Source organism: Lacinutrix cladophorae (genome assembly GCF_053604645.1).
On the sequence record NZ_JBSHNR010000110.1, the window covers coordinates 327,478 to 349,257 of the forward strand.

The following is a 21,780-nucleotide window of genomic DNA, read 5'->3' on the forward strand; positions in this document are numbered from 1 at the left end:
ACTTAGCTAAGTTGTTCACTTGTTTTCCCAAATCTTCTTTCTCTTTTTTGATATTCTATTATGGCTTCGTATAAATTTTGCTTATTAAAATCTGGCCATAAGGTTTCCGTAAAATACAATTCTGCATAGGCTATTTGCCAAAGCAGGAAGTTACTAATACGTTGCTCGCCACTGGTTCTAATAAGCAAATCTACATCTGGTAAATTTTGCGTGTAAAGATGCTCATTAATAAATGATTCATCAATACTTTCGGGCGAAATTATATTATTTTTAACTTTAATTGCTATTTTTTTAACTGTATTTAGTATTTCTTCTCTCGAACCATAGCTTAAAGCCAAAGTAAGAGTCATTCTATTATTCGTTTTTGTTTTGTCTATAACTTCTAGTAGTTCCCGATGTGCTTTTTTAGGAAGTGCATCTAAATTGCCAATTGCAGATAATTTAATATTGTTTTCTTGAAGTGTTTTGATTTCTTTTTTTAAAGCAGAAACTAAAAGTTTCATTAGCGTTTGCACTTCAAGTTTTGGTCTATTCCAGTTTTCAGTAGAAAAAGCATAGAGTGTTAGATTTTCTATTCCTAATTCTGCAGATGCTTCTACAGTTTCTCTTACCGATTTTGTGCCGTTTTCATGACCAAAAGCACGAAGCATACCTTTCTGTTTAGCCCATCTACCATTGCCATCCATAATTATAGCTAGATGTTTTGGCAATTTATTTGTATTTATTTTTTCTTTTAAATTCATTTAAAAAGAACAATAACATGGTGTTTCACCAAATGTATACGTTAGTGTTAACCCAGTAAATACATACCAGTCATTATTATTTAAATTCCCAAAAGCATACCTATCAAATGCTTCTTCAGCGTCTGGTACGCTACCATCAATTTCATCGGAAAAAGTATAACGTGCTCCTATTTCTCCTGCAAGTATCAGGTTTTCTGCTATTTGGTGTTTGTAACCTAAAACCATCGGTATTGCAAAAGCAATGCTTGAAGTGTCATCATCTAACAACTCACCATTTAAATCAAAACGGTAATTGTCGTGTTTGGCAACAGCTATTCCTGTGTATAAATATGGAGTAGAATTTGTTTTTCTACTATGTAAGTTAAAATTAAAGAAAGTAAATTCTAAACCTAAGGACGCCTCAATAATAGCATTATTGATTTTGTAATCTCTTTCTTTTCTTCTTGGGTCATCCGATTTACTATCGTCTGCTTCCAGTTCTGAGTATATTAAGGAAAAGCGAAAAGAGTGTCTAGCACTTCTATTCCATTTAAAAATACCACCAACTGCTGGTTGATTTGGTGAAATATACTTTGAAGAACCAACATCACCAATAAAATTACTACCACCAGCGAACACACCTATTTCATAAGTTTGTGCTTGCGATAGCTGAAAAGTTAAAGCGCTGATTATAATAATGATAAAATATCTCATATGCGATTAAAGTTTGCAAATATAATAAATAAGATTAGCCAATAACAATTTGAATCAAATTGTATGGGAATAAAACAGTTTTTCGGTTAAAATATTGTTTAATTCCGTTTATCCTCACCCCAAAGTAGTTTTTTTCTGAGTGTATCTAGAAAACTTTCCTCTATTAATTCTAACATTTTTATTGTAAAAGGTGCTTTTTTAATTTTTATAATGGTGTTATTGTTAAGTGTTGCTATTCTAGAATCTAAAGAAACTAAATGTTGCTCTTCTCTACCATCCACTTTTAATTCTATTTCTGTAGAGTCTGGTATCACTAATGGTCTTGCGCTTAAATTATGTGGCGCAATTGGTGTTAAAACAAAACTATTGGTGTCTGGGGTTATTACAGGTCCTCCACAACTTAAAGAATATCCAGTAGATCCTGTAGGTGTAGATACTATTAACCCATCACTCCAATACGACGTTAAATACTCGTTATTCAGTTTTGTGTCCACAGTTATCATGGAGGTCGTATTCTTTCTACTTATTGCAATCTCGTTAAGTGCAAAGTTGGTTTCTTTAATATCCTTATTTTCTGGAAATGTTTCAATACTTAATAAACTACGTTCCGATATTTTGTAGTTTTTATTTAATATGTTTTTAAAAGCATATTCAATATCATCGGTTTGTATTGTTGCTAAAAACCCTAATCGTCCTGTGTTTACTCCAACAATTGGTATATCTAGATCTTTTACATATGTTATTGCGCGTAAAATGGTGCCATCTCCGCCTATACTTATTAATAGGTTAAAAGTATTATCTAGAGTTGTAAAAGCGCTTACCGAAGTACTCTTAATAATGTCTTTTGTGTTTTCAAAGAATTCTTGTTCTATAAAAATTTCTACATCTTCTTTTGAAAGAATTTTTAATAGAAGATCAAAAGTATCCAAAGATTTTTCAGGATAATATTGACTGTATATAGCTATCTTCATATTACATGTTTAGATATTTGTTAAGATAATCGGATCGTTCTTTTAAACTTTCTAAATAACTATCTTCTTCATGCCCCGAAACTACATTATAACTGTAACGTCTAAAGGTTTGCATGATGTCATTTAATCCTGTGTTTCCTATTTTAAGTGTTATTTGTACTACATCATTTTCCATTTTCGAAATAAAAGCACCTAGTAGTTTACCATCATTAGATTCTACAATTTGGCTTATTTCGCTAAACGAATAATCATTCAACCCCTTTTCTACAATTAAAATACCTCCAGCTTCAGAGAAAAAAGGTGTTTCGTTAAACAAACTTATAATGTCTTTAAGTTCGTAGTAGCCTAAATAATTATTGCTTTTACTTAAAACAGGCATGATGTTCGTCGAATTTTGAGCGAAAGCTTCTAATATATCTAACCAATTTGTTTCTTCTCTTACAAAAAAACCTTCCGCCGAATAAGTGATTTCATTTACTGGTTTTGCGCTTTCAAAGCAATGTACGTCTGTTTCAGAAATACAACCTAAATAAACACCTTCCTCATTTTTGATAGGAATATGAGAATATGTGAGCTGATTAAATAGTACCTGCAAATCACGTACGCTATCACTTAATGTAAGTGGTTTGATATCGTTTATTATATAATTTGAAAGATTCATTTTTCTTCTTTTTTACTTCTGCAAATTAATCAAAAAAATAGTACAAAAAGGCTGTTCTAGTTTGTATTTTTGCACTATAATACATTATATAATGACAAAATTAAGTGTAAATATTAATAAGATAGCAACTTTGCGAAACTCACGAGGTGGAGATTTGCCAAACGTAGTGCAGTTTGCTAAAGATGTGCAGCGTTTTGGAGCAGAAGGGGTAACGATTCATCCAAGACCAGACGAAAGACATATTCGTTATCAAGATGCTTACGATTTAAAACCAGAAGTGTATACCGAATATAATATTGAAGGGAACCCAATTCCCAAGTTTTTAGATATGGTATTAGCTATAAAACCTACACAAGTTACTTTGGTTCCAGACAGTATAGATGCTATTACTAGTAATGCAGGGTGGGATACCATTAAGCATAAAGATTTTTTAGTAGAAGTGATTCAAGAGTTTAAGCAAAATGGGATACGTACTTCTATTTTTGTCGATCCAGATGTAAAACAAATAGAAGGTGCAAAAGCAACTGGAACCGATAGAATCGAGTTATATACCGAAGCATTTGCGCACCAATATAGTTTAGAGAATTACGACGCTATTAAACCATATACCGTTTGTGCCCAATTATGTAATACATTAGGTTTAGGTATAAATGCTGGGCATGATTTGTCTTTAGATAATATGAAATTTTTTAAAGAAAACATTCCAGGACTATTAGAGGTTTCTATTGGTCATGCATTAATTTCTGAAAGCCTCTATCTTGGTGTAGAAAATGTAATTCAAATGTATTTACAACGACTTAAATAAAAATATAAAGCAACAATTTCGTGGCAAATAAAGAAATATTACACGCTAATATAATAGGAGAAGGAAAACCTTTTGTAATTCTTCATGGGTTTTTAGGAATGAGCGATAATTGGAAAACGCTTGGAACGCAATTTAGCGAAGCAGGTTTTCAAGTGCATTTAGTAGATCAGCGAAATCATGGTAGAAGTTTTCATGATTCTCTTTTTAATTATGATGTTTTAGTAGAAGATTTGAAGCGTTATTGTGAAGAAAATGAATTAGAAGATATCGTGCTTTTAGGACATTCGATGGGAGGAAAAACAGCCATGCTTTTTGCTACAGAATACCCCGAATTAGTGTCTAAATTAATAGTCGCAGATATTTCTCCAAGATTTTACCCAATTCATCACGATGCTATTTTAGAAGGATTAAGTAGTCTTAATTTTGAAACATTAAAAACAAGAGGAGCTGCAGATAAAGTGCTGGCAGATTATGTTTCCGATTTTGGAACTAGACAGTTTTTGCTTAAAAATCTATATTGGATAGAAAAAGGAAAACTTGCACTGCGCATAAACTTAAAGGTTTTAAAAGAAAATGTAAGTGAAGTCGGAGAAGCTTTGCCAATACATGCGAAATTTAGTAAAGATACTATGTTTCTTCGTGGAGATAAAAGCGAATATATTGCACTACAAGACGAAGCATTAATTAATAGGCATTTTCCCTTAGCCAATATTATAACTATAAAAAACGCAGGACATTGGTTACATGCCGAAAATCCAACAGATTTTTTTAATGCTGTAATAAGTTTCGTAAATTAAATTGTAACTAATTGTAGATTATACTTACTAATCAAATAAAAATATGAACTTAATTATAAGACTTTTATTAAATGCTATTGCCGTTTTTGTATTAGCAAATATATTAAACGGTGTGCAGGTAGATGGTTATGTTACCGCTATCGTTGTGGCACTAGTGCTTTCTATTTTAAACTTAATAGTAAAACCAATTTTGGTTATTTTAACCTTGCCAATTACCATTGTAACATTAGGTTTGTTTATGTTTGTTATTAATGCATGCATTATACTTCTAGCAGATAATTTTATTGATGGTTTTGTGGTGAATACTTTCTGGACCGCAATGCTTTTTAGTGTGCTTTTATGCATCTTACAATCCTTATTGCATTCCTTTTTAAAACAAGATAAAAAGTAGCCTTGCTATCAATACGTTAAAAACTTTGTTCTAGTGTAAAAAAGTAGTATTTTTGCACTCCTTTTTAATAGAAATAACTCTAAAAAGAAAAACTTTTTAGATTCCTATTAAAATGTTTTCCATGAAAGTGGAAGCGTAAACTAGTGTTAAATGCCCTTTTTGGGGCTTTATATCATTTATAATGAATATTACAAGAGAAAACATTGATGCATTAAATGCAGTAGTAAAAGTAGATATCGCAAAAGAAGATTATAGCGATAAAATTGAAAAAATCTTAACAGATTATAAAAAAACTGCTAACATTCCTGGATTTAGAAAAGGGCACGTGCCAATGGGAATGGTAAAGAAACAATATGGTAAAGCCGTTTTAGTAGACGAGGTTAATAAGCTTTTACAAGACGCATTAAATAAATATTTAACAGAAGAAAAGTTAGATGTTTTAGGACAACCTTTACCAAAAGTACAAGACGATATTGATTGGGATGCCGAAAACTTTTCTTTTGAATTTGAATTAGGTTTAGCGCCAGAATTTAATGTAGACTTAAAAAGTAAAAAAGCAATAACACATTATAATATAGTTGCTGGAGATAAAATGATTGATGATCAAATCGTGAATATTCAAAAGCAATATGGTAAATTAATTTCGCAAACTACAATCGAAAAAGACAGTGAAATTACTGGAACTTTCAAAAACGAAGAAAAAGAAATTGAAAATACAGTAACTTTAACTTTAGATAAATTTAAAGGAGCAGCAAACGCAAAGAAATTTATTGGAGCTAAAGTTGGTGACGTAATTGCATTAAAAACAAAAGGTTTATATAGTGATGATCATGATTTAATGCATGCATTAAAAATTCAACATGATGAAGCGCATGGTTTAGAAATAGAAGTAACCTTTACCGTTACAGAAATTAACCAACGCGAACTTGCAGATTTAGACCAAGAATTGTTTACAAAACTATTTGCAGATGGTAGCGTGACTACAGTTTCAGAATTAAAAGATAAGATTAAAGAGGATGCCGAAAAACAATTCGTGCAACAAGGAGATCAAAAGCTTTTAAATGATGTTACAGAGTATTTAGTAGAAAATACCAAGTTCGATCTACCAGCAGCATTCTTACAGAAATGGATGCAAACTGCAGGTGAGCAACAATTAACAGAAGACCAAGCAAAAGAAGAATACGAAAAATCTGAAAAAAGCTTGCGTTACCAATTAATTGAAGGGAAATTAATTACAGATAACAAAATACAAGTAACGCTAGAAGATATTAAAGGACATGCTAAAAACATGATTAAAGCGCAAATGGCTCAATTTGGACAAATGAATCCGTCTGAAAAAGAACTAGATGATATTGCTGCTCGTGTATTGTCTAACCAAGATGAAGCTCGTAAAATGTCTGAGCAAATCATTAGCCAACGTTTATTAGAGATCTATAAAGAAAAGGCAAATGTTAAAGCTAAAGAATTAACTTACGAAGACTTTGTAAAAGAAGTTTACGGAGATAAATAAGAAGGTGAAATAGTAGCACATAGCTTATCTAAGTGTTAACATAATTTTAAAGAATAAATCCTTATATTTAGGCGTTGAAACTTTTAGGTTTCGACGCCTTTTTTAATAACTATAATTTTTATATCAACATATGGATTACGGAAAAGAATTCGAAAAATTCGCAATTAAAGATCAAGGAATAAGCAGTACATATTACAATAAGATAATTAGTAGCATGTATCCAACAAACTTGACACCAAATATTATTGAAGAACGTCAAATGAATATCGCTATTTTTGATGTGTTTTCACGTTTAATGATGGATAGAATTATCTTTTTAGGAACTGGAATTAACGACCAAGTTGCTAATATTATTCAAGCTCAATTATTATTTTTAGAAAGTACCGATGCTAATAAAGATATTCAAATCTATATAAATTCTCCAGGAGGAAGTGTATATGCAGGTCTTGGTATTTATGATACGATGCAATTCATTAAGCCAGACGTAGCTACAATTTGTACAGGAATGGCTGCATCTATGGGAGCTGTTTTATTATGTGCAGGACAAAAAGGGAAACGTAGTGGTTTAACTCACTCTAGAGTTATGATTCACCAACCTTTAGGTGGAGCGCAAGGTCAAGCGAGTGATATAGAAATTACAGCTCGTGAAATTTTAATCTTAAAAGAAGAGCTTTATAATATTATAAGTAAACATTCTGGACAAGATTACGATAAAGTATACGCCGATAGTGATCGTGATTACTGGATGAAAGCAGATAAAGCTAAAGAATACGGAATGATTGATGAGATTTTAGTTAGAAGCTAAAATTAATGCAATAAAAATTGTCATATCGAGAATTAGTCGAGATATCTTTTAAAAATTAGATTTTTTAACATAATTGGTATGACATTTAAATTAAGTAAAAGTTAGTGTGAAAAATTAAAAATTTGGAACCCATAACTTTTAACTAATAACTTAAATAATGGCAAAAGAAGATTTAGAATGTTCGTTTTGTGGACGAAAAAAACCAGAAACAAACTTATTAATTGCAGGATTAGATGCACATATTTGTGATCGCTGTATAGAGCAAGCTCACGGTATTGTTATAGAAGAATCTAAACAAACCGATAATAGTGACCTTTCTGCAGAGTTAGTATTACGTAAGCCAATAAAAATTAAAGGCTTTTTAGACGAATATATAATTGGGCAAGAAGCAACCAAAAAAGTAATGTCTGTTGCAGTATATAATCACTACAAAAGATTATTACAGCCACCAACGGATGACGATATTGAGATTCAAAAATCAAATATCATCATGGTTGGACAAACTGGTACTGGTAAAACTTTAATGGCTAAAACAGTTGCTAGAATGTTAAATGTACCTTTAGCAATTGTAGATGCTACCGTTTTAACAGAAGCGGGATATGTTGGTGAAGATGTAGAAAGTATTTTAACGAGATTGTTGCAAGCAGCCGATTACAATTTAGAAAAAGCAGAAAAAGGAATTGTTTTTATAGATGAAATAGATAAGATTGCACGTAAAAGTGACAATCCATCTATTACTCGTGATGTTTCTGGAGAAGGCGTACAACAAGCATTATTAAAATTACTTGAAGGTACCGTTGTAAATGTGCCACCAAAAGGAGGACGTAAACATCCAGATCAAAAATTTATAGAAGTAAATACAGAAAACATCTTGTTTATCGCAGGTGGAGCTTTCGATGGTATCGATCGTGTAATCTCAAAAAGATTAAACATGCAAGCCGTTGGTTATTCTGCTTCTATGAGTGATGATGTTGTAGACCATGACCATCTTTTGCAATACATTATTCCTAAAGATTTAAAAGACTTTGGTTTAATTCCAGAAATTATTGGTCGTCTACCTGTACTAACATACATGGATCCTTTAGATGCAAAAACCTTAAGAGCGATTTTAACCGAACCTAAAAATGCCATCATTAAACAATACAAAAAATTGTTCGAAATGGACGAAATTGCTTTTAGTATTGCAGATGGCGCTTTAGATTTTATTGTAGGAAAAGCTATCGAGTATAAGTTAGGAGCTCGTGGATTACGTTCGCTTTGTGAAGAAATATTAACAGATGCCATGTTCGAGTTACCAGGAAGTAAAGAGAAAAAACTAAATGTAACTAAAGCGTACGCTGAAGAAAAATTAACAAAAACTACAATTAAGAAATTGAAAGCTGTTTCATAATTTTTAATTGTTATCCTTAATAAAAAAACCATTTATAAGTATTTATAAATGGTTTTTTGTTTATTTTAAAAAATGAAATTTAAAGAGGTAAAAGCAATAGAAACTCCAAGATTAACATTGCATATATTAAATGGAGATGATGTAGATATTGTTTTTGCTCTGCGATCTAATGTCGAAGTCATACAATATATTGTGCGAGAGCCACTTAAAAATATATCTGAAGGTGAAGAAAAAACACAAGAATTGGTCAAGTATATAGAGAACAACGAGTCTATTTCTTGGGTTATAAGTCTAACTTCTGAAAAAATAAAAATAGGAAGTATTTGTCTTTGGAACTTTAGTGAAGACAGAAAAACAGCAGAAGTTGGTTACGATTTGTTGCCAGAATACCATAAGTTAGGGATAATGAATGAAGCATTAAAAGCTGTACTATGCTTTGGCTTTAGTACTTTGAAATTAAACACTGTTGAAGCATATACAAGTAAATATAATAAAGGCTCTATTGCATTATTGAAAAAGAATGATTTTAAACAATGTCAGGATAGAAAAGATGAAGGCTTTCCAGATAATATTATTTTTAACTTAAAGATTTAGCTTTTTTATTTTTAAAAAATCGGTACAATTCAATATTCATAAAAATAAGAAGCATACCATACATAGTGTCTTCTACAGGAATATTACTAATTCTAATTCCTAGATTTTCTGTGTTATTATACCAGACAATAGGTTCTTTTACTAAAAAACTTCCGGTTAGAATTCCATTGCTAATAAAAAAGAATGGAAGAATTAAAAAATAACTCAAGTAATGATAAGACATATTAGTTTTTCTAATTTTTAATATAATTAGAAAAATAGAGGTGCTTAAAAAAGTGATAGAAGTGTAGCGTTTTTCTAGGTGAAACAGACCAATAACTAAAAGAAATATTATAAAAGTAAAACTTAAAACAGATTCTATTTTTTCAAAAGGGTTCTTATTAATAAGATGTTTCATTGCAAAAAAAGTGAATACACAACAATAAGGAATGCATATAAAAAATAAGACTTCTTCAATAGGTAAGTTTCCTAAATCAATTCCTGTTAAATAGTTTGGGTTAAAGCCCCAAACGCCAATATTAGTAAAAATAGAATCCCAAATAATAAAAAGGACCGCAACAATTATATTGGCTTTAAAAAAAGAGTTCCATTCTTTATAGAAGGCATGTTTATTATAAAAACTAGCTATAAGTGGTATAGCAATACAAGCTAAATCTACTAAAAGGTAGGTGTAAGACTGCATTTATTGTTTTTTAAAAGTATTGTGATATTTTTTTGGAACAAACAGCATACCAAAACATTCGCCTTCTTGTTTGCCTAAATGTTTATGGTGCACTTTATGGGCTTTTCTTAATCCAATAAGGTATTTGTTTTTGGTGTTTTTAAACCATTTAAAACGTTGATGTATAAGCACATCGTGTATTAAAAAATAACTAAGGCCGTAAAAGAAAATCCCTAAGCCAATAAAGAATAAGAAATTTAAATTCGGAATGACACCATAATATAAAAGTAAGATGCTTGGAATTGCAAAAATAACGAAAAAAGCATCGTTTTTTTCGAAAGCATGAGGGTATTTAGGCTGGTGATGATCCTCATGTAAATACCATAAAAAACCGTGCATTACATATTTATGTGTAAGCCAAGTTATTGCTTCCATGCAAGCAAATGTTAGCATGATAATTAGTATGTAGAGTATTATAGTCATGTTGTATTGTAAGTTACTAAATTCGTTGAAAAATTAAAAAGCATTTAACTTATATCTTATATAGGATTTAGTGAGTATAAATAACTTTAGTGTGTTAGATATTCTAATTCTTCCACTTAAAATCTTTTCAGAATCTGCTTTTTTAAGTTTCTTTAGTAGTTTTAAATAATATCTGTATGCAATATAAACACCAAGTCTACTTTCTAAAGGTAGTTGAATAATTCCTTTGTAAGCTTCATTAAAATCTTTTTCAATGTCTTTTATAATTTCTTCTTTATTCGTGTTGTTTAACGAATCACTATTTAGGTTTGGGAAGTAAGAACGTCCTAAGCTCTCAGTATCGTCTTTAAAATCTCTTAAAAAATTCACTTTTTGAAATGCAGACCCTAAACGAGTTGCAGATTCTTTTAATGCATTAAATTTTTCATCATTATTATTTACAAATACCCGTAAGCACATTAAACCAACAACATCTGCAGAGCCATATATATAATTTTCATACGCTTCTTTGGTATTGTATTCTGTTACTTGTAAATCGGCCTCCATTCGTTTTAGAAAGTCATCTGCATAGGTATGTAAGCGATATTTTTGGGCTACTTCTTGAAACGAATTAATGATAGGGTTTAAGCTAATTTTTCTGTCTAATGATTTTTTGTAATCTGCAACAAATTCATAAAATAACTCTTCTTGATTATACCCGTCAAAGGAATCTACAATTTCATCAGCATATCGAACAAAACCATATATAGCATAGATGGAAGGTCGAATAGCAGGAGCGAAAAGTTTTATGCCAAGAGAAAAAGAAGTGCTGTAGCAGTTGGTAACAATCTTGCTACATTTTAAACTGGATGTATCAAATAATGCTTTCATATTATGCTAAGTTTTTAATGATTAGATCGCTAACTATTTTTCCGGAAATTAAAGAAGGTGGTACACCTGGTCCTGGAACGGTTAGTTGTCCGCAGAAATATAAATTTTCGATTTTTTTGCTTTTTAATTTGGGCCTTAAAACATGTGTTTGTGTTAAAGTATTTGCTAAACCATACGCATTACCTTTATACGAATTGTAGTCTTTTTTAAAGTCTTTTACACAATAGGATTCTTTAAAAAGTATATTTTTTTTGATGCTTTCTCCAGTAATTTTTTCAATTCTATCTATTAGTTGATTAAAGTAATGCTCTCTTATTTCTGGAGTGTCTTTAACATCTGGAGCAATAGGAATTAAAAATATGCCAGTTTCTTTTCCTTTAGGAGCTGTTGAAGTATCTGTAATACTTGGAAAACTAGCATAGAATAATGGTTTTTCTGCCCATTCTTTAGTGTCATAAATGGTTTTAGCGTGTGTTTCAAAATCGGTATCAAAAAACAAGGTATGATGTGATACGTTTTTTAATTTTTTGTCAAATCCAACATAAAAAAGTAGCGCAGAAGGAGCAAAAGTTTTTTTATTCCAATACGATTCAGAGTATTGTCTTAATTCTTTTGGGAGTAGTGTTTCTGTGTGATGATAATCTGCTCCGCTTAATAAAATATCGCAAGTATGATTTTCTTTATTTGAAGTTATTCCAACTACTTTATTGTTTTTTGTATTTATATTTTCTACTGTACAATCTGTAATTATTTTTACTCCCAGACTTTCTGCAAGATTTGTCATTGCAATAACTACTTCATACATGCCTCCTTCTGGATGCCAAGTACCTAGTTTAAAATCGGCATAATTCATGAAATTATAAAAGGATGGCGTATTGCTAGGTTTTGCACCAAGAAATAAAACAGGGAATTCTAATATTTTTTGTAGTTTTTTGTTTTTTACATATCCACTAACTTGTTTTTTTATGGTGGAAACAAATTCGGATAGTTTTAAAATGGTTTTGCTATTTATTATTTCAAAAACATGAACACCTGGTTTGTAAACCAAGTCTTTTATAGCGATGTTATAATTTTTTTCTGCCTTATTTATAAATTTTTGAAGTTTATTGGCACTCCCTTTTTCAATGCTTTCAAAGGTGTTTTTTATAGCTTCAAAATTATCAGCGATACTAATTGAATCTTCTTTTCCAAAATAAATTTGGTAAGCAGGGTTTAATTTGTTGAGTTTGTAAAAGTTTTTTGTAGAGGTATTAAAGTCGTTAAAAAAACGTTCAAACACATCTGGCATCCAGTAAAAAGTTGGCCCAATGTCAAAAACAAAACCATCTTTTTTTAATTGCCTAGCTCTTCCGCCAACCGTTTTGTTTTTTTCTAAAATAGTTACATCAAAACCTTTACTTGCTAAATAGCAAGATGCGGATAGTGAGGAAAATCCAGACCCAATAATGATAATTTTTTTCAAACGCATTGCATAATTTAATTAAATAAACCGACAACAAAAAAAGTTGTCGGTTTATTTATGAAAACCAATTAGAGGAATTGGTTTTTGTTAGTTATTAATCATTACTTTATTTATAACATGTATAACACCGTTTCCAGCTTGTACATCTACTGCTATAATACCAATATCTGTAGCTCCAGAGCCATCTGTTATATTTGCGATATTGTTACCAGTTCCTGGTAGTGTAATGGTGATGTTGTCACCTTCTAAAGTCCCTGCAGTTGTATCTCCAGGATTGTTTAACATGCTAGAAGTAATATTAGCTTCTTGAATAACGTGGTGTAATAGAACTTGTGTTAAAGGACCTTCGGCAGGAATTGCGGCTAAAGATGCAAAAGCATCATTAGTTGGAGCAAATACTGTAAAGTCAGGGTTTATCATATCTGTATTACCAATTTCAGTTCGAGATAAAATGGAAGCAAAATCTGTAGCTGGAGTTAAAGTGGTTAACGCTTCTACTAAAGTAGAAAATGTTGGGTCTGCCGTAGCGAAAGTAACTACCGTTGGAATATCTATTACGGTATCTACAGCGTGTATAATTCCGTTAGTACCTACAACATCTGCTTGTGTCACTGTAGAGACTCCATTAAAAACAACTCCATTAGAGGTGTTGTAATACAAACTTAATGCGTTGTCTCCAGGTCCAGTTGCTCCTGTATTTGTATATCCTGTTCCTGCATCAACCAAAGCACTAGAAGTAACTGTAGAACCTATGATTACATGGTTAAGTAAAAGTTGTGAAAGTACAGCGGTATCTACATCTCCTAAAGCAGTACCATTTAAGAATGTGCTAAAGGCATTATTGTCTGGCGCTAATACTGTAAAAGGTCCATCTGTACTAAGAACATTAACTAAATCCCCATCTGCAGCTCCTAAAGCAGCCACTAAGTTAGAAAAAGATGGGTTGGCAACAGCATGGTCTACTATACTAGGTAATTCTAATACGGTATCTATAATATGTACAGTTCCGTTAGAGGCATTTACGTCTGCTGTAGTAACCATTGCTGTATTATTAAAAGTTACACCGTTAGTTGCATCAAAATAAATGCTGATATTTAAATTATCTGGTCCGCTAGCACTTCCTGATGTATAACCAGATCCCATTGATATTAAGTCGCTAGAAGATACATCTGCCATGATTACATGGTTTAAAAGTACTTGAGCTAGTACGTCTGTTGGAACTGCATCTAAAGAAGCAAATCCGTTAGCAGTTAGAAAATTTGCAAAAGCATCATTGGTAGGAGCCAATACCGTAAAAGGTCCACTGCCACTTAAAACTGTAGTAAGATTTCCATCAGCTCTATTTAGAGCTGCCACTAAAGAACTTAAATCTGGTGTTGCTAATGCTAATTCTACAATGTTAGGTGTAGTTGTTGAGTTGTTGTTATTGTCGTCGTCATTACTACAAGATGTTATGAACAATGATAGACTAAAAAGTGCGATAATAAAGATTTTCGTTTTCATATTGTCTAAGTTTAATAATTAATATTTAGACAAATATATAATAAAATTTATAATTGTCAAACAAAAAATAAAATAAGTTAGACAAATTGATTTTTATTTTTTTTAGTTCATTCGTTTTTTTTGTTTAACTTTGTCTTATAAATTATTAGACATGAGTAGATATACAATGGCACAAATTGTTACTTTAACAGGTATAAAAGCGCATACTTTACGTAAATGGGAGACTAGATATAATTTTTTAGATCCAGAACGTACAGATACTAACATTAGGTATTATTCGGATAATCAATTAAAAAAATTATTGAACATTAGTGTGTTAAGTAGAAATGGTTTCAGAATTTCTAAAATAGATAAAATGTCTGATGCAGAAATTCATAAAACCATTATAGATAGCCTTGTTAAAGGGAATTATGAAGATGAAATAAGTGCTTTGGTTATTAGTATGTTGGATATGGATGAGGTATCTTTTAATGAGATTTTAAGGACACAAATCATTAAAAAAGGTTTATTGACTACTACTGTGGAGCTTATTTATCCATTTCTAAATCAAGTTGGTGTTCTTTGGGGAGTTAATAAAGTGATGCCAGCACAAGAGCATTTTATTTCTAATTTAATTAAGAAAAAAATGTTTGCTTCTATAGATTTGCTCCCTTATCCACAGGAAGAAGCACCTAAAATATTGATGTTTTTAACAGAAAATGAGCATCATGAAATAGGACTTTTACTCGCATATTATATTGCCAGAGAGATGGGGTGGAAAGTATATTATTTAGGGCAAAATGTGCCTATTGAGAATATTAAGCAAGTTGTAACAGAAATTCGACCAGCGCTTATGCTATCTATGTTTGTTACTCCTACAGAAGTGTCTATTTCCAGTAAAATAGATGCGATTTTACAACAAGGAGAAAGTGTGCCTCTTCTTGTTTCTGGAAATCCCATGAGTTTTGAAAGTGTTAAAGAGAGTGAAATGCTGAAATATTTGTCGCATCCTGAAGATTTAATTGAAATCTTAAAAAATAAAAAACCCAAGTAATCTACTTGGGTTTTTATTTATGGACGATAATTAATACTGCATCAGTATATAGTAATCGATTAATAGCAAGGCTAAAGTAATTGTAATTTATTTAATAACATTGTGTTTTAGATAAAGGATAGTTAATACTCGTTGTATTTAAATAGAATGTTTTTTTTTCCGATTAACTACTTAAAAAAATAATGTCTTTCTATTTAGTAATTCAGTTTTAGTAATTCTTCCATGTAATTTCTAGTATTAGAAAGTCTAGGTATTTTGTGTTGCCCTCCAAGTTTATTGTTCTGTTTAAGCCAATCATAAAACAATTTTTCTCTAGCAACATGAATTGTTGGCTTGTTAAGCGTTAAGTTGTTGTAGCGTTTGGCTTCGTAGTCTGAATTTAAAGATTTTAAAGCATTGTCAAACAGTTCATTAAATAGGTTTATGTCTTTGGGTAGTTTGTTAAATTCTATTAGCCATTCGTGTGCTCCTTTTTCTTTGCCTTGCATAAAAACTGGAGCAGCAGTAAAGTCTACAATTTCTGCTTTTGTTTTTTTACAAACCGTTTTTAAAGCATCTTCTGCGTTTTCAATAATTAACTCTTCACCAAATACATTAATATGGTGTTTTGTACGTCCAGAGACTTTTATTCTGTAGGGTTTAGTGGAGGTAAATCTAACGGTATCCCCAATTTTATAGCGCCATAGTCCTGCGTTAGTAGTAATAACAACAGCATAGTTTTTGCCGATTTCAACTTCTGCAAGCGGTATAATTTTTTCATTAATACTTCCATAGGTTTTCATAGGGATAAATTCATAAAAAATCCCATAATCTAGCATTAGAAGGAGTTCACTAGAATTGTTTAAATCTTGAATGGCAAAAAATCCTTCCGAAGCATTATAAATTTCATAATACTTAAAAGTGCTTTTTGGCAAAATATTCTGGTATTGCTCTTGGTAAGGTGTAAAGCTAACTCCACCATGAAAATAAACTTCTAAATTGGGCCAAATTTCATGTAAATTATTTTTGCCTGTAGTTTCTAATACATTATTTAATAAAACGAGCATCCAAGAAGGTACACCAGCTAAACTGGTTACATTTTCGTTAATAGTTTCGTCTACAATTGCTTGCATTTTGTGCTCCCAATCGCTCATAAGCGAAACTTTGTTGCTTGGTGTGCTGCTAAATTCAGCCCAAAAAGGCATATTATCAATTAAAATAGCACTTAAATCTCCAAAAACGGTTCCGTTTTCTTTATATAGTTCTTTGCTTCCTCCAAGACGTAAACCTTTTCCAGTAAAAAGCTGAGAACCTTCATTGTTATTTAAATACATGCAAAGTAAATCTTTACTAGCTGCATAATGGCAATCCTCTAAAGAGTCTGAACTTACAGGAATAAATTTACTTTTAGCACTTGTGGTTCCGCTAGATTTTGCAAACCATTTAATAGGTGTTGGCCAAAAAATATTATTTTCGCCTTTTCTAGATCGTTCTATGCTAGGCTGTAAATCTTCGTAAGAAGAAAGAGGAACTCGTTCTGCAAATTGTGTATAGTTTTTTATAGATGCAAAATCATATTGTTTGCCTGTCTCTGTGTCTTTTGCAGTTTCAATAAGATCTAATAGTAATTCTGTTTGTACTTCATTTGGGTATTTTAAAAACAATTCGATTTGATGAAATCGTTTTTTTAAAAACCAGGAAGCAATAGAATTGACTATAGGAATTGGCATATTTATATTATCTTTAAAAGTTTAAAAATAAGACTTTTTTTTATGTTCTACCAAGGTGTTTTAACAAAAATGGAAACCGAATTCGCGCAGCCCATTCAATATTATTTAGTGTTTGAAAGTGATTTCTTGAATATGAACCAGTTGCTAGGTAAAATCTTAGACATTAAGTTTGTTAAATACCAATGTTTACACTGTGGTTTAAATAAGGAAATTTACAGACAAGGTTTTTGTAAGAGTTGTTTTTTTGACATTCCGCAAGCAGCAGATTGGATTATACGTCCAGAATTAAGTACAGCGCATCTAGATAAAGAAGATAGAGATTTAGTATACGAAAAGAAAGTACAATTGCAGCCTCATATTGTGTATTTAGCAAATTCTAGTAATGTAAAAGTAGGAGTTACTAGAAAAAGCCAAGTACCAACACGTTGGATAGATCAAGGAGCACATGAAGCTATAGAAATTGTTGAGGTTCCAAATAGATATTTAGCAGGAATTACTGAAGTTGCTTTAAAAGAGCATGTAGCAGATAAAACCAATTGGCGAACCATGTTAAAAAATGATATTGCAGATGAAAACCTAGTAGAATGGCGTGAGCGATTAAAAGTTTTTATTCCAGAAGAAGCACAGCAGTATTTTATTGCAACGAATACAGAAACGAATATTGAGTTCCCTGTATTACAATACCCTTTAAAACCTAAAAGTTTAAATATTAAAAAGGAAAAAAAGTACACCGGGAAATTAGTAGGTGTAAAAGGACAATACCTGATTTTTGAAGATCAAACCGTTTTTAATGTAAGATCTAATGAAGGTTTGGTTGTCGAAATTAAGGTAGATTAAGGCAAACAAAAAACACGCTTTCAACGAAAGCGTGTTTTTTTATATATTAAAAAAGAAGTAACTACTAAATATCTTCAGCGTCTCTTAAACCTTGAATATAAGATGCTTTTTGTATTTGTCTTCTACGTTTAACAGATGGTTTAGTGAAAAACTGGTTTTCTCTTAAGTTCTGCATTACTTTCACATTTCTGTGTTTACGCTTGTAACGTTTTAAAGCACGTTCTATATTTTCGCCTTCTTTTATTTCTATTCTTAACATAATGATTCTTTAATTGTGGATGCAAAAGTAAATTAATTATTCTTATTTTATAATATTTATTTACTTTTTTTTGTTTCTTTTTTATTCTATGGAGTCTTTTTTAGTCTCTTGTTTCTTTTTTCCTCCCAAAAGTCCGCCTAATAAATCTTTCACTCCTTCTTCAACAGTTGGTTTTTTTGGTGTTGTTTGCGTGTTTGTAGTATCTGTAGTATTAGTATTCGAATTGTTTCCTCCAATAATATCCGTCAGTACATTTTTTATTGGGTTTGTAGTTTGTGTTTTTGTCGAATCGTTTTTTGGGTTGTTTTCTCCAATAGCATCACCAATTAAATCTTGTAATTGCTGAGAGCCTTGGTTTAAAAGTTTTTGCTTTTGTATTTCAATTAACTGTTTTGTAAGGTTAGTAATACCACTTTTTAAATCTGTTTTTACTGTTGGCGATGTAAATGTTCCACCAATTGTTGCCGTTACTGGGATGGTTATTTTTTCAACAGCAGGATCGTTTATTTTACCAATAAGTTGGTTTATTTCGCTACCTAAGTATTTCGCTGGTACTTGTAAAACGGCATTGTATGCCATGCTTTTGTTGAAGCCATGAGAACCATCTACTGTGATTTTTATGTCTTCATATTTTATATCAAATGGTTTAATGTTTACTTTACCGTCATTAAAATCTAGTTTCGTTTTTAGGTCTTTTAAATCTAGTTTTTCAAAATCTATAAAATTAAAAGCACCATTTAATTTGCTTATTAAAGGGGCGCTTTCTGAAGAGATATCTGTAGTCAATAATTCTGCTAATGCATTACCAGAAACTGAAGATAAATCTGGTGTAAATTCTTCGTTTAAAACACCAGAAAGATTTATGGTAGTATTTAGTTTTCCTTGTAAAATTTTGGCAATTGGTGCTAAACTTTGTAGTAACTCTAAATCTTTAAAGGATTGTGAAATATCAAAATTTGCAATACCTAGATTCATATTAAAAAGAGGTGTTTTGCTTTTGGTGTCTATCAAGCCCGAAATTGCAATGTCACCATCAAAAATATTAGATGTAAGATTTTCTAAAGTTGCTTGTTCCTCTTTAATTTTTAAGTTTCCTTTTACGTTTTTTAGTGTTAAATTATCATATAAAACCGTTTTTGCATCTGCTTGAATCGTGCAATCTAAAAATGCTGGGATTTTAAGAGATTCCTCAGGAGTAGTTTTTTTGTTTTTTGTCGTTGTTTCGGTTTCTGCAACCATAAAATCATTAACGGCAAAAGTGTTAGACTTGACATCAAAATTTCCTTTCAATTTTCCATCACTTAATAAAAAGCCTAATAAATTATTAATCGTTCCTGTAGCGTTTAAGTCACTAGAGCCTGTTTTGGCGTTAAAGCTATCTAAAGAAACTGTTCCTGGGTTAAAGTGAATGTCTGCTTTAGAAATGTGAATTGGGTTTACCATATCTTCACTAGAGAATATAAATTCACTAACACTAACATTACCATTGTTTTTAATTCGTTGGTATGCATTTGTTTCTATGGCATTCCAATCAAAAGAAGTATTTAGCTTTGCTTTTAAAATTCCGCTTAGTTCTTTTTCTAATTCTACTGGATACGCTTTTGTAATATTTGCCAGGTTTAAAACACCATCAATATTAGCATTAACTAATATGTTTTTAGTAATGTTTTTTAGGGTTGCTGAAGATTGAAATACATCTTCATCTATTTTGAAGTTTAAGGTTTTTAAATCTAAATAGGTGTTGTCTATATTTCCATCGTCATTTTTTAACGTTGCATTTATAACAATGTTTTCTACGCTTTTAGGTAAATCAGGATATTTAAAAGATGCGTTATTAGATACTACATTAATATCTAAAGTAGGAATTGTGGTGTCACTGCTTAATCCTTTAATATTACCTTTTACTTTAAAGGTTCCTGTTGTTGCAACGTTTTCAATGTTTTTTGAATATGCTTCTGGAATTATAGCAAGAAAATCTTTAAAATCGGATCCAGTGTTTTCAAAAGAAAGATCGATGTTTTGACCTTCGTCTACCATTTGAAAAAAACCTTGAAATGCTATTGGTAACTGATTTATAATTGCTTTATTTTCTTTAAAAGTGTATTTGCTATTTTCTAAATCTAGACCAATTATAGCATCTAGTTTAATCGTGTTATTGTTTAAGTACTGTGTGCTGTCTAGGCTTAAGCTAACTCTAGCTTCTGTGTTTGTGTCTAATTCAGAAACATCTTCAGAGAAAGTTCCTTTACCAGAATGGTTTAGTTCTGTTATATAAAATGTGGTGTTCGATTTTTCGTCTAGATACGTAAATGCACTATTTTTAATAGCATAATCTTCAATGTCAAAACGGAAACTTTGTTCGTCTTCTGTGACGCTATTGTTTTGGTTCTCATTTTCTTTTACTATATCGTAATTTACATCACCGAATTTGTTCGTTTTTAATGTTAATAAAGCCTCGTTTACGTTAATTGCATTTACTAAAAGTGGCCCTTCGTCTGCTTTTTTTAATAATTCCTTTACAGACATATCGAAAGTAATAGACTTTGCTGTAGCAAAAGTTTCGTCTTTAAAAGGTTCGAAATTGGTAATAACTAAATCGTTTACACTAACATGAGCTTGTGGAAAACTACTAATAAGACTCAGGCTTACATCGCTAAAATCTACTTTAGCATTCATGTTTTCGTTAATAAATTGTTTTACCATATCCTTAATTTGAGATTTAAACATAAAAGGAATGGCAACTAATAGTGCCAAAATAATAAGTAAAGTTATACCAATAATTTTTAAAGCTTTCTTCATAAAAAATACAAATTTATTTGTGTAAGTATTTACGTAATAATACTTGGTTTAGATCTTGTATTGATAGATTTTAGCAAAAGTTTAGCATTTAAAGTAAATTTATCTCTTCGTTGACCTTAAGCTGAAAACGTTTTCTAAAAAGATAAACCCCTAAATATAAAAAGGGAGTATCTACAATAGCAATTAGTACTTTAAAGGCAAAACCAGCAACCAATAATCCAGCAAATTTATCCCATGCTATAATATCAAAAGAACATAGTAATGTTAAGATGGTAAACGTATCTACAAATTGAGAGAAAAAAGTTGAAAAATTATTTCGTAACCATAGGTGTTTTCCTTTGGTTAATTTTTTCCAGAAATGATACACCTGAATATCTACAAGTTGTGCAAATAAGTACGCCATCATGCTCGCAAAAACTGCAATTGCTGTACTTCCAAAAACGGTTGTAAATAATTTGTTGTTGACAGGAGACCAGCTTGTTGCGGGAACTAAATTAGCAACGTAAACAATTAGCATGGAAAAAAATGAAGCAAATATTCCAGCAATTACAATATCGTTAGCTCGCTTCTTTCCATAAATCTCGCTAATTAAATCGGTTATTAAAAAAGTTATTGGATATGGTAAAATACCAACAGAAATTTCAAAAAGAGAAACTCCAAAAATTTTATTAGGAAAAGGGTACCAATAAAAAAACTTCTGAAATATTAAATTAGAAACTACCAAAGAGGTTATAAATAAAGCGCCCAGAAACAGGTAAATACGTTGTGCAGTAAGTTTATCTTTTAATGTCATTGCAAATTGTG

Annotated in this window: 22 protein-coding genes; 9 read left to right on the forward strand and 13 right to left on the reverse strand. The window is 31.0% G+C overall.

The genetic code is table 11. The features are described 5' to 3' along the window. Window positions 1-2: 2 nt before the first annotated feature. From ACVC3Y_RS08765 to ACVC3Y_RS08780, 4 genes are all read right to left on the reverse strand, one after another. A complete protein-coding gene (locus ACVC3Y_RS08765; protein WP_303422457.1) occupies window positions 3-743 on the reverse strand; it encodes an isoprenyl transferase in 741 nt (246 codons plus the stop codon). Continuing rightward, entirely contained in the window at window positions 744-1,436 is a 693-nt protein-coding gene (gene porG, locus ACVC3Y_RS08770; RefSeq protein ID WP_303422454.1) for a type IX secretion system protein PorG, read from the reverse strand. It lies immediately after the preceding gene. Window positions 1,437-1,534: 98 nt separating this feature from the next. Beyond that, window positions 1,535-2,407, reverse strand: a complete 873-nt coding sequence (locus ACVC3Y_RS08775) for an NAD kinase (protein ID WP_303422452.1) — start codon at window positions 2,405-2,407, stop codon at window positions 1,535-1,537. A 1-nt stretch (window position 2,408) separates the two neighbouring features. Further along, window positions 2,409-3,068 carry a CBS domain-containing protein gene (locus tag ACVC3Y_RS08780; protein WP_452226659.1) on the reverse strand — a complete coding sequence of 220 codons (660 nt, stop codon included), beginning with the start codon at window positions 3,066-3,068 and terminating at the stop codon, window positions 2,409-2,411. A gap of 91 nt (window positions 3,069-3,159) precedes the next feature. Between ACVC3Y_RS08780 and ACVC3Y_RS08785 the strand changes: the two genes are divergently transcribed. From ACVC3Y_RS08785 to ACVC3Y_RS08815, 7 genes are all read left to right on the forward strand, one after another. Then, entirely contained in the window at window positions 3,160-3,873 is a 714-nt protein-coding gene (locus ACVC3Y_RS08785) for a pyridoxine 5'-phosphate synthase (protein WP_303422446.1), read from the forward strand. A gap of 20 nt (window positions 3,874-3,893) precedes the next feature. Next, window positions 3,894-4,670 (forward strand): alpha/beta fold hydrolase, encoded by a 777-nt coding sequence (locus ACVC3Y_RS08790; RefSeq protein WP_452226660.1) that lies wholly within the window; start codon window positions 3,894-3,896, stop codon window positions 4,668-4,670. Window positions 4,671-4,713: 43 nt separating this feature from the next. Beyond that, complete coding sequence (locus tag ACVC3Y_RS08795; protein WP_452226661.1) at window positions 4,714-5,061, forward strand: phage holin family protein; 348 nt, start codon at window positions 4,714-4,716, stop codon at window positions 5,059-5,061. A gap of 181 nt (window positions 5,062-5,242) precedes the next feature. Beyond that, window positions 5,243-6,571, forward strand: coding sequence for a trigger factor (gene tig / locus ACVC3Y_RS08800; protein ID WP_303422437.1), 1,329 nt, complete (start codon window positions 5,243-5,245; stop codon window positions 6,569-6,571). A 130-nt stretch (window positions 6,572-6,701) separates the two neighbouring features. Next, window positions 6,702-7,376, forward strand: coding sequence for an ATP-dependent Clp endopeptidase proteolytic subunit ClpP (gene clpP, locus ACVC3Y_RS08805; RefSeq protein WP_215967612.1), 675 nt, complete (start codon window positions 6,702-6,704; stop codon window positions 7,374-7,376). A gap of 157 nt (window positions 7,377-7,533) precedes the next feature. Continuing rightward, a complete protein-coding gene (gene clpX, locus ACVC3Y_RS08810; protein ID WP_303422431.1) occupies window positions 7,534-8,766 on the forward strand; it encodes an ATP-dependent Clp protease ATP-binding subunit ClpX in 1,233 nt (410 codons plus the stop codon). Window positions 8,767-8,838: 72 nt separating this feature from the next. Then, complete coding sequence (locus ACVC3Y_RS08815) at window positions 8,839-9,360, forward strand: GNAT family N-acetyltransferase (protein WP_303422426.1); 522 nt, start codon at window positions 8,839-8,841, stop codon at window positions 9,358-9,360. On the opposite strand, the gene ACVC3Y_RS08820 is transcribed toward ACVC3Y_RS08815, so the two are convergent. The 5 genes from ACVC3Y_RS08820 to ACVC3Y_RS08840 form a co-directional block, all read right to left on the reverse strand. Next, window positions 9,344-10,042, reverse strand: a complete 699-nt coding sequence (locus tag ACVC3Y_RS08820; RefSeq protein WP_303422424.1) for a lycopene cyclase domain-containing protein — start codon at window positions 10,040-10,042, stop codon at window positions 9,344-9,346. The two genes, ACVC3Y_RS08815 and ACVC3Y_RS08820, sit on opposite strands and share 17 nt — an antisense overlap. Further along, window positions 10,043-10,504 (reverse strand): sterol desaturase family protein, encoded by a 462-nt coding sequence (locus ACVC3Y_RS08825; protein ID WP_452226662.1) that lies wholly within the window; start codon window positions 10,502-10,504, stop codon window positions 10,043-10,045. A 33-nt stretch (window positions 10,505-10,537) separates the two neighbouring features. Further along, on the reverse strand, window positions 10,538-11,374 hold the full coding sequence (locus ACVC3Y_RS08830) for a phytoene/squalene synthase family protein (protein ID WP_452226663.1): 837 nt from the start codon (window positions 11,372-11,374) through the stop codon (window positions 10,538-10,540). A 1-nt stretch (window position 11,375) separates the two neighbouring features. Next, window positions 11,376-12,842 carry a phytoene desaturase family protein gene (locus tag ACVC3Y_RS08835; RefSeq protein ID WP_452226664.1) on the reverse strand — a complete coding sequence of 489 codons (1,467 nt, stop codon included), beginning with the start codon at window positions 12,840-12,842 and terminating at the stop codon, window positions 11,376-11,378. Between the two features lie 81 nt (window positions 12,843-12,923). Continuing rightward, window positions 12,924-14,339 (reverse strand): fasciclin domain-containing protein, encoded by a 1,416-nt coding sequence (locus tag ACVC3Y_RS08840; protein WP_303422412.1) that lies wholly within the window; start codon window positions 14,337-14,339, stop codon window positions 12,924-12,926. A 151-nt stretch (window positions 14,340-14,490) separates the two neighbouring features. On the opposite strand from ACVC3Y_RS08840, the gene ACVC3Y_RS08845 reads away from it, so the two are divergent. After that, window positions 14,491-15,372 (forward strand): MerR family transcriptional regulator, encoded by an 882-nt coding sequence (locus ACVC3Y_RS08845; protein ID WP_303422410.1) that lies wholly within the window; start codon window positions 14,491-14,493, stop codon window positions 15,370-15,372. A 194-nt stretch (window positions 15,373-15,566) separates the two neighbouring features. Here ACVC3Y_RS08845 and ACVC3Y_RS08850 read toward each other — a convergent pair whose 3' ends face one another. Continuing rightward, a complete protein-coding gene (locus tag ACVC3Y_RS08850; RefSeq protein ID WP_452226665.1) occupies window positions 15,567-17,081 on the reverse strand; it encodes a GH3 auxin-responsive promoter family protein in 1,515 nt (504 codons plus the stop codon). Between the two features lie 42 nt (window positions 17,082-17,123). Between ACVC3Y_RS08850 and ACVC3Y_RS08855 the strand changes: the two genes are divergently transcribed. Continuing rightward, window positions 17,124-17,918, forward strand: coding sequence for a DUF2797 domain-containing protein (locus ACVC3Y_RS08855; protein ID WP_303422404.1), 795 nt, complete (start codon window positions 17,124-17,126; stop codon window positions 17,916-17,918). Window positions 17,919-17,982: 64 nt separating this feature from the next. On the opposite strand, the gene rpsU is transcribed toward ACVC3Y_RS08855, so the two are convergent. The 3 genes from rpsU to ACVC3Y_RS08870 form a co-directional block, all read right to left on the reverse strand. Beyond that, window positions 17,983-18,177: a 30S ribosomal protein S21 gene (gene rpsU / locus ACVC3Y_RS08860; RefSeq protein ID WP_183484356.1), complete on the reverse strand. Its 195-nt coding sequence runs from the start codon at window positions 18,175-18,177 to the stop codon at window positions 17,983-17,985. An 81-nt stretch (window positions 18,178-18,258) separates the two neighbouring features. Then, window positions 18,259-20,976, reverse strand: a complete 2,718-nt coding sequence (locus ACVC3Y_RS08865) for an AsmA family protein (RefSeq protein ID WP_452226666.1) — start codon at window positions 20,974-20,976, stop codon at window positions 18,259-18,261. An 88-nt stretch (window positions 20,977-21,064) separates the two neighbouring features. Then, the gene (locus ACVC3Y_RS08870) at window positions 21,065-21,769 is read right to left on the reverse strand and encodes a queuosine precursor transporter (protein WP_303422393.1); all 705 of its coding nucleotides are present in this window, start codon (window positions 21,767-21,769) and stop codon (window positions 21,065-21,067) included. Window positions 21,770-21,780 lie beyond the last annotated feature (11 nt).

Bases quoted from the DNA above. Each gene is read 5' to 3' on its own strand.
- ACVC3Y_RS08855 (WP_303422404.1), top strand. From the start codon at position 17,124: ATGTTCTACCAAGGTGTTTTAACAAAAATGGAAACCGAATTCGCGCAG.
- ACVC3Y_RS08765 (WP_303422457.1), bottom strand. From the start codon at position 743: ATGAATTTAAAAGAAAAAATAAATACAAATAAATTGCCAAAACATCTA.
- ACVC3Y_RS08865 (WP_452226666.1), bottom strand. From the start codon at position 20,976: ATGAAGAAAGCTTTAAAAATTATTGGTATAACTTTACTTATTATTTTG.
- rpsU (WP_183484356.1), bottom strand. From the start codon at position 18,177: ATGTTAAGAATAGAAATAAAAGAAGGCGAAAATATAGAACGTGCTTTA.
- ACVC3Y_RS08825 (WP_452226662.1), bottom strand. From the start codon at position 10,504: ATGACTATAATACTCTACATACTAATTATCATGCTAACATTTGCTTGC.
- ACVC3Y_RS08815 (WP_303422426.1), top strand. From the start codon at position 8,839: ATGAAATTTAAAGAGGTAAAAGCAATAGAAACTCCAAGATTAACATTG.
- ACVC3Y_RS08795 (WP_452226661.1), top strand. From the start codon at position 4,714: ATGAACTTAATTATAAGACTTTTATTAAATGCTATTGCCGTTTTTGTA.
- ACVC3Y_RS08775 (WP_303422452.1), bottom strand. From the start codon at position 2,407: ATGAAGATAGCTATATACAGTCAATATTATCCTGAAAAATCTTTGGAT.
- ACVC3Y_RS08820 (WP_303422424.1), bottom strand. From the start codon at position 10,042: ATGCAGTCTTACACCTACCTTTTAGTAGATTTAGCTTGTATTGCTATA.
- ACVC3Y_RS08850 (WP_452226665.1), bottom strand. From the start codon at position 17,081: ATGCCAATTCCTATAGTCAATTCTATTGCTTCCTGGTTTTTAAAAAAA.
- clpP (WP_215967612.1), top strand. From the start codon at position 6,702: ATGGATTACGGAAAAGAATTCGAAAAATTCGCAATTAAAGATCAAGGA.
- ACVC3Y_RS08835 (WP_452226664.1), bottom strand. From the start codon at position 12,842: ATGCGTTTGAAAAAAATTATCATTATTGGGTCTGGATTTTCCTCACTA.
- porG (WP_303422454.1), bottom strand. From the start codon at position 1,436: ATGAGATATTTTATCATTATTATAATCAGCGCTTTAACTTTTCAGCTA.
- ACVC3Y_RS08830 (WP_452226663.1), bottom strand. From the start codon at position 11,374: ATGAAAGCATTATTTGATACATCCAGTTTAAAATGTAGCAAGATTGTT.
- ACVC3Y_RS08780 (WP_452226659.1), bottom strand. From the start codon at position 3,068: ATGAATCTTTCAAATTATATAATAAACGATATCAAACCACTTACATTA.
- ACVC3Y_RS08840 (WP_303422412.1), bottom strand. From the start codon at position 14,339: ATGAAAACGAAAATCTTTATTATCGCACTTTTTAGTCTATCATTGTTC.
- clpX (WP_303422431.1), top strand. From the start codon at position 7,534: ATGGCAAAAGAAGATTTAGAATGTTCGTTTTGTGGACGAAAAAAACCA.
- ACVC3Y_RS08870 (WP_303422393.1), bottom strand. From the start codon at position 21,769: ATGACATTAAAAGATAAACTTACTGCACAACGTATTTACCTGTTTCTG.
- ACVC3Y_RS08785 (WP_303422446.1), top strand. From the start codon at position 3,160: ATGACAAAATTAAGTGTAAATATTAATAAGATAGCAACTTTGCGAAAC.
- ACVC3Y_RS08845 (WP_303422410.1), top strand. From the start codon at position 14,491: ATGAGTAGATATACAATGGCACAAATTGTTACTTTAACAGGTATAAAA.
- tig (WP_303422437.1), top strand. From the start codon at position 5,243: ATGAATATTACAAGAGAAAACATTGATGCATTAAATGCAGTAGTAAAA.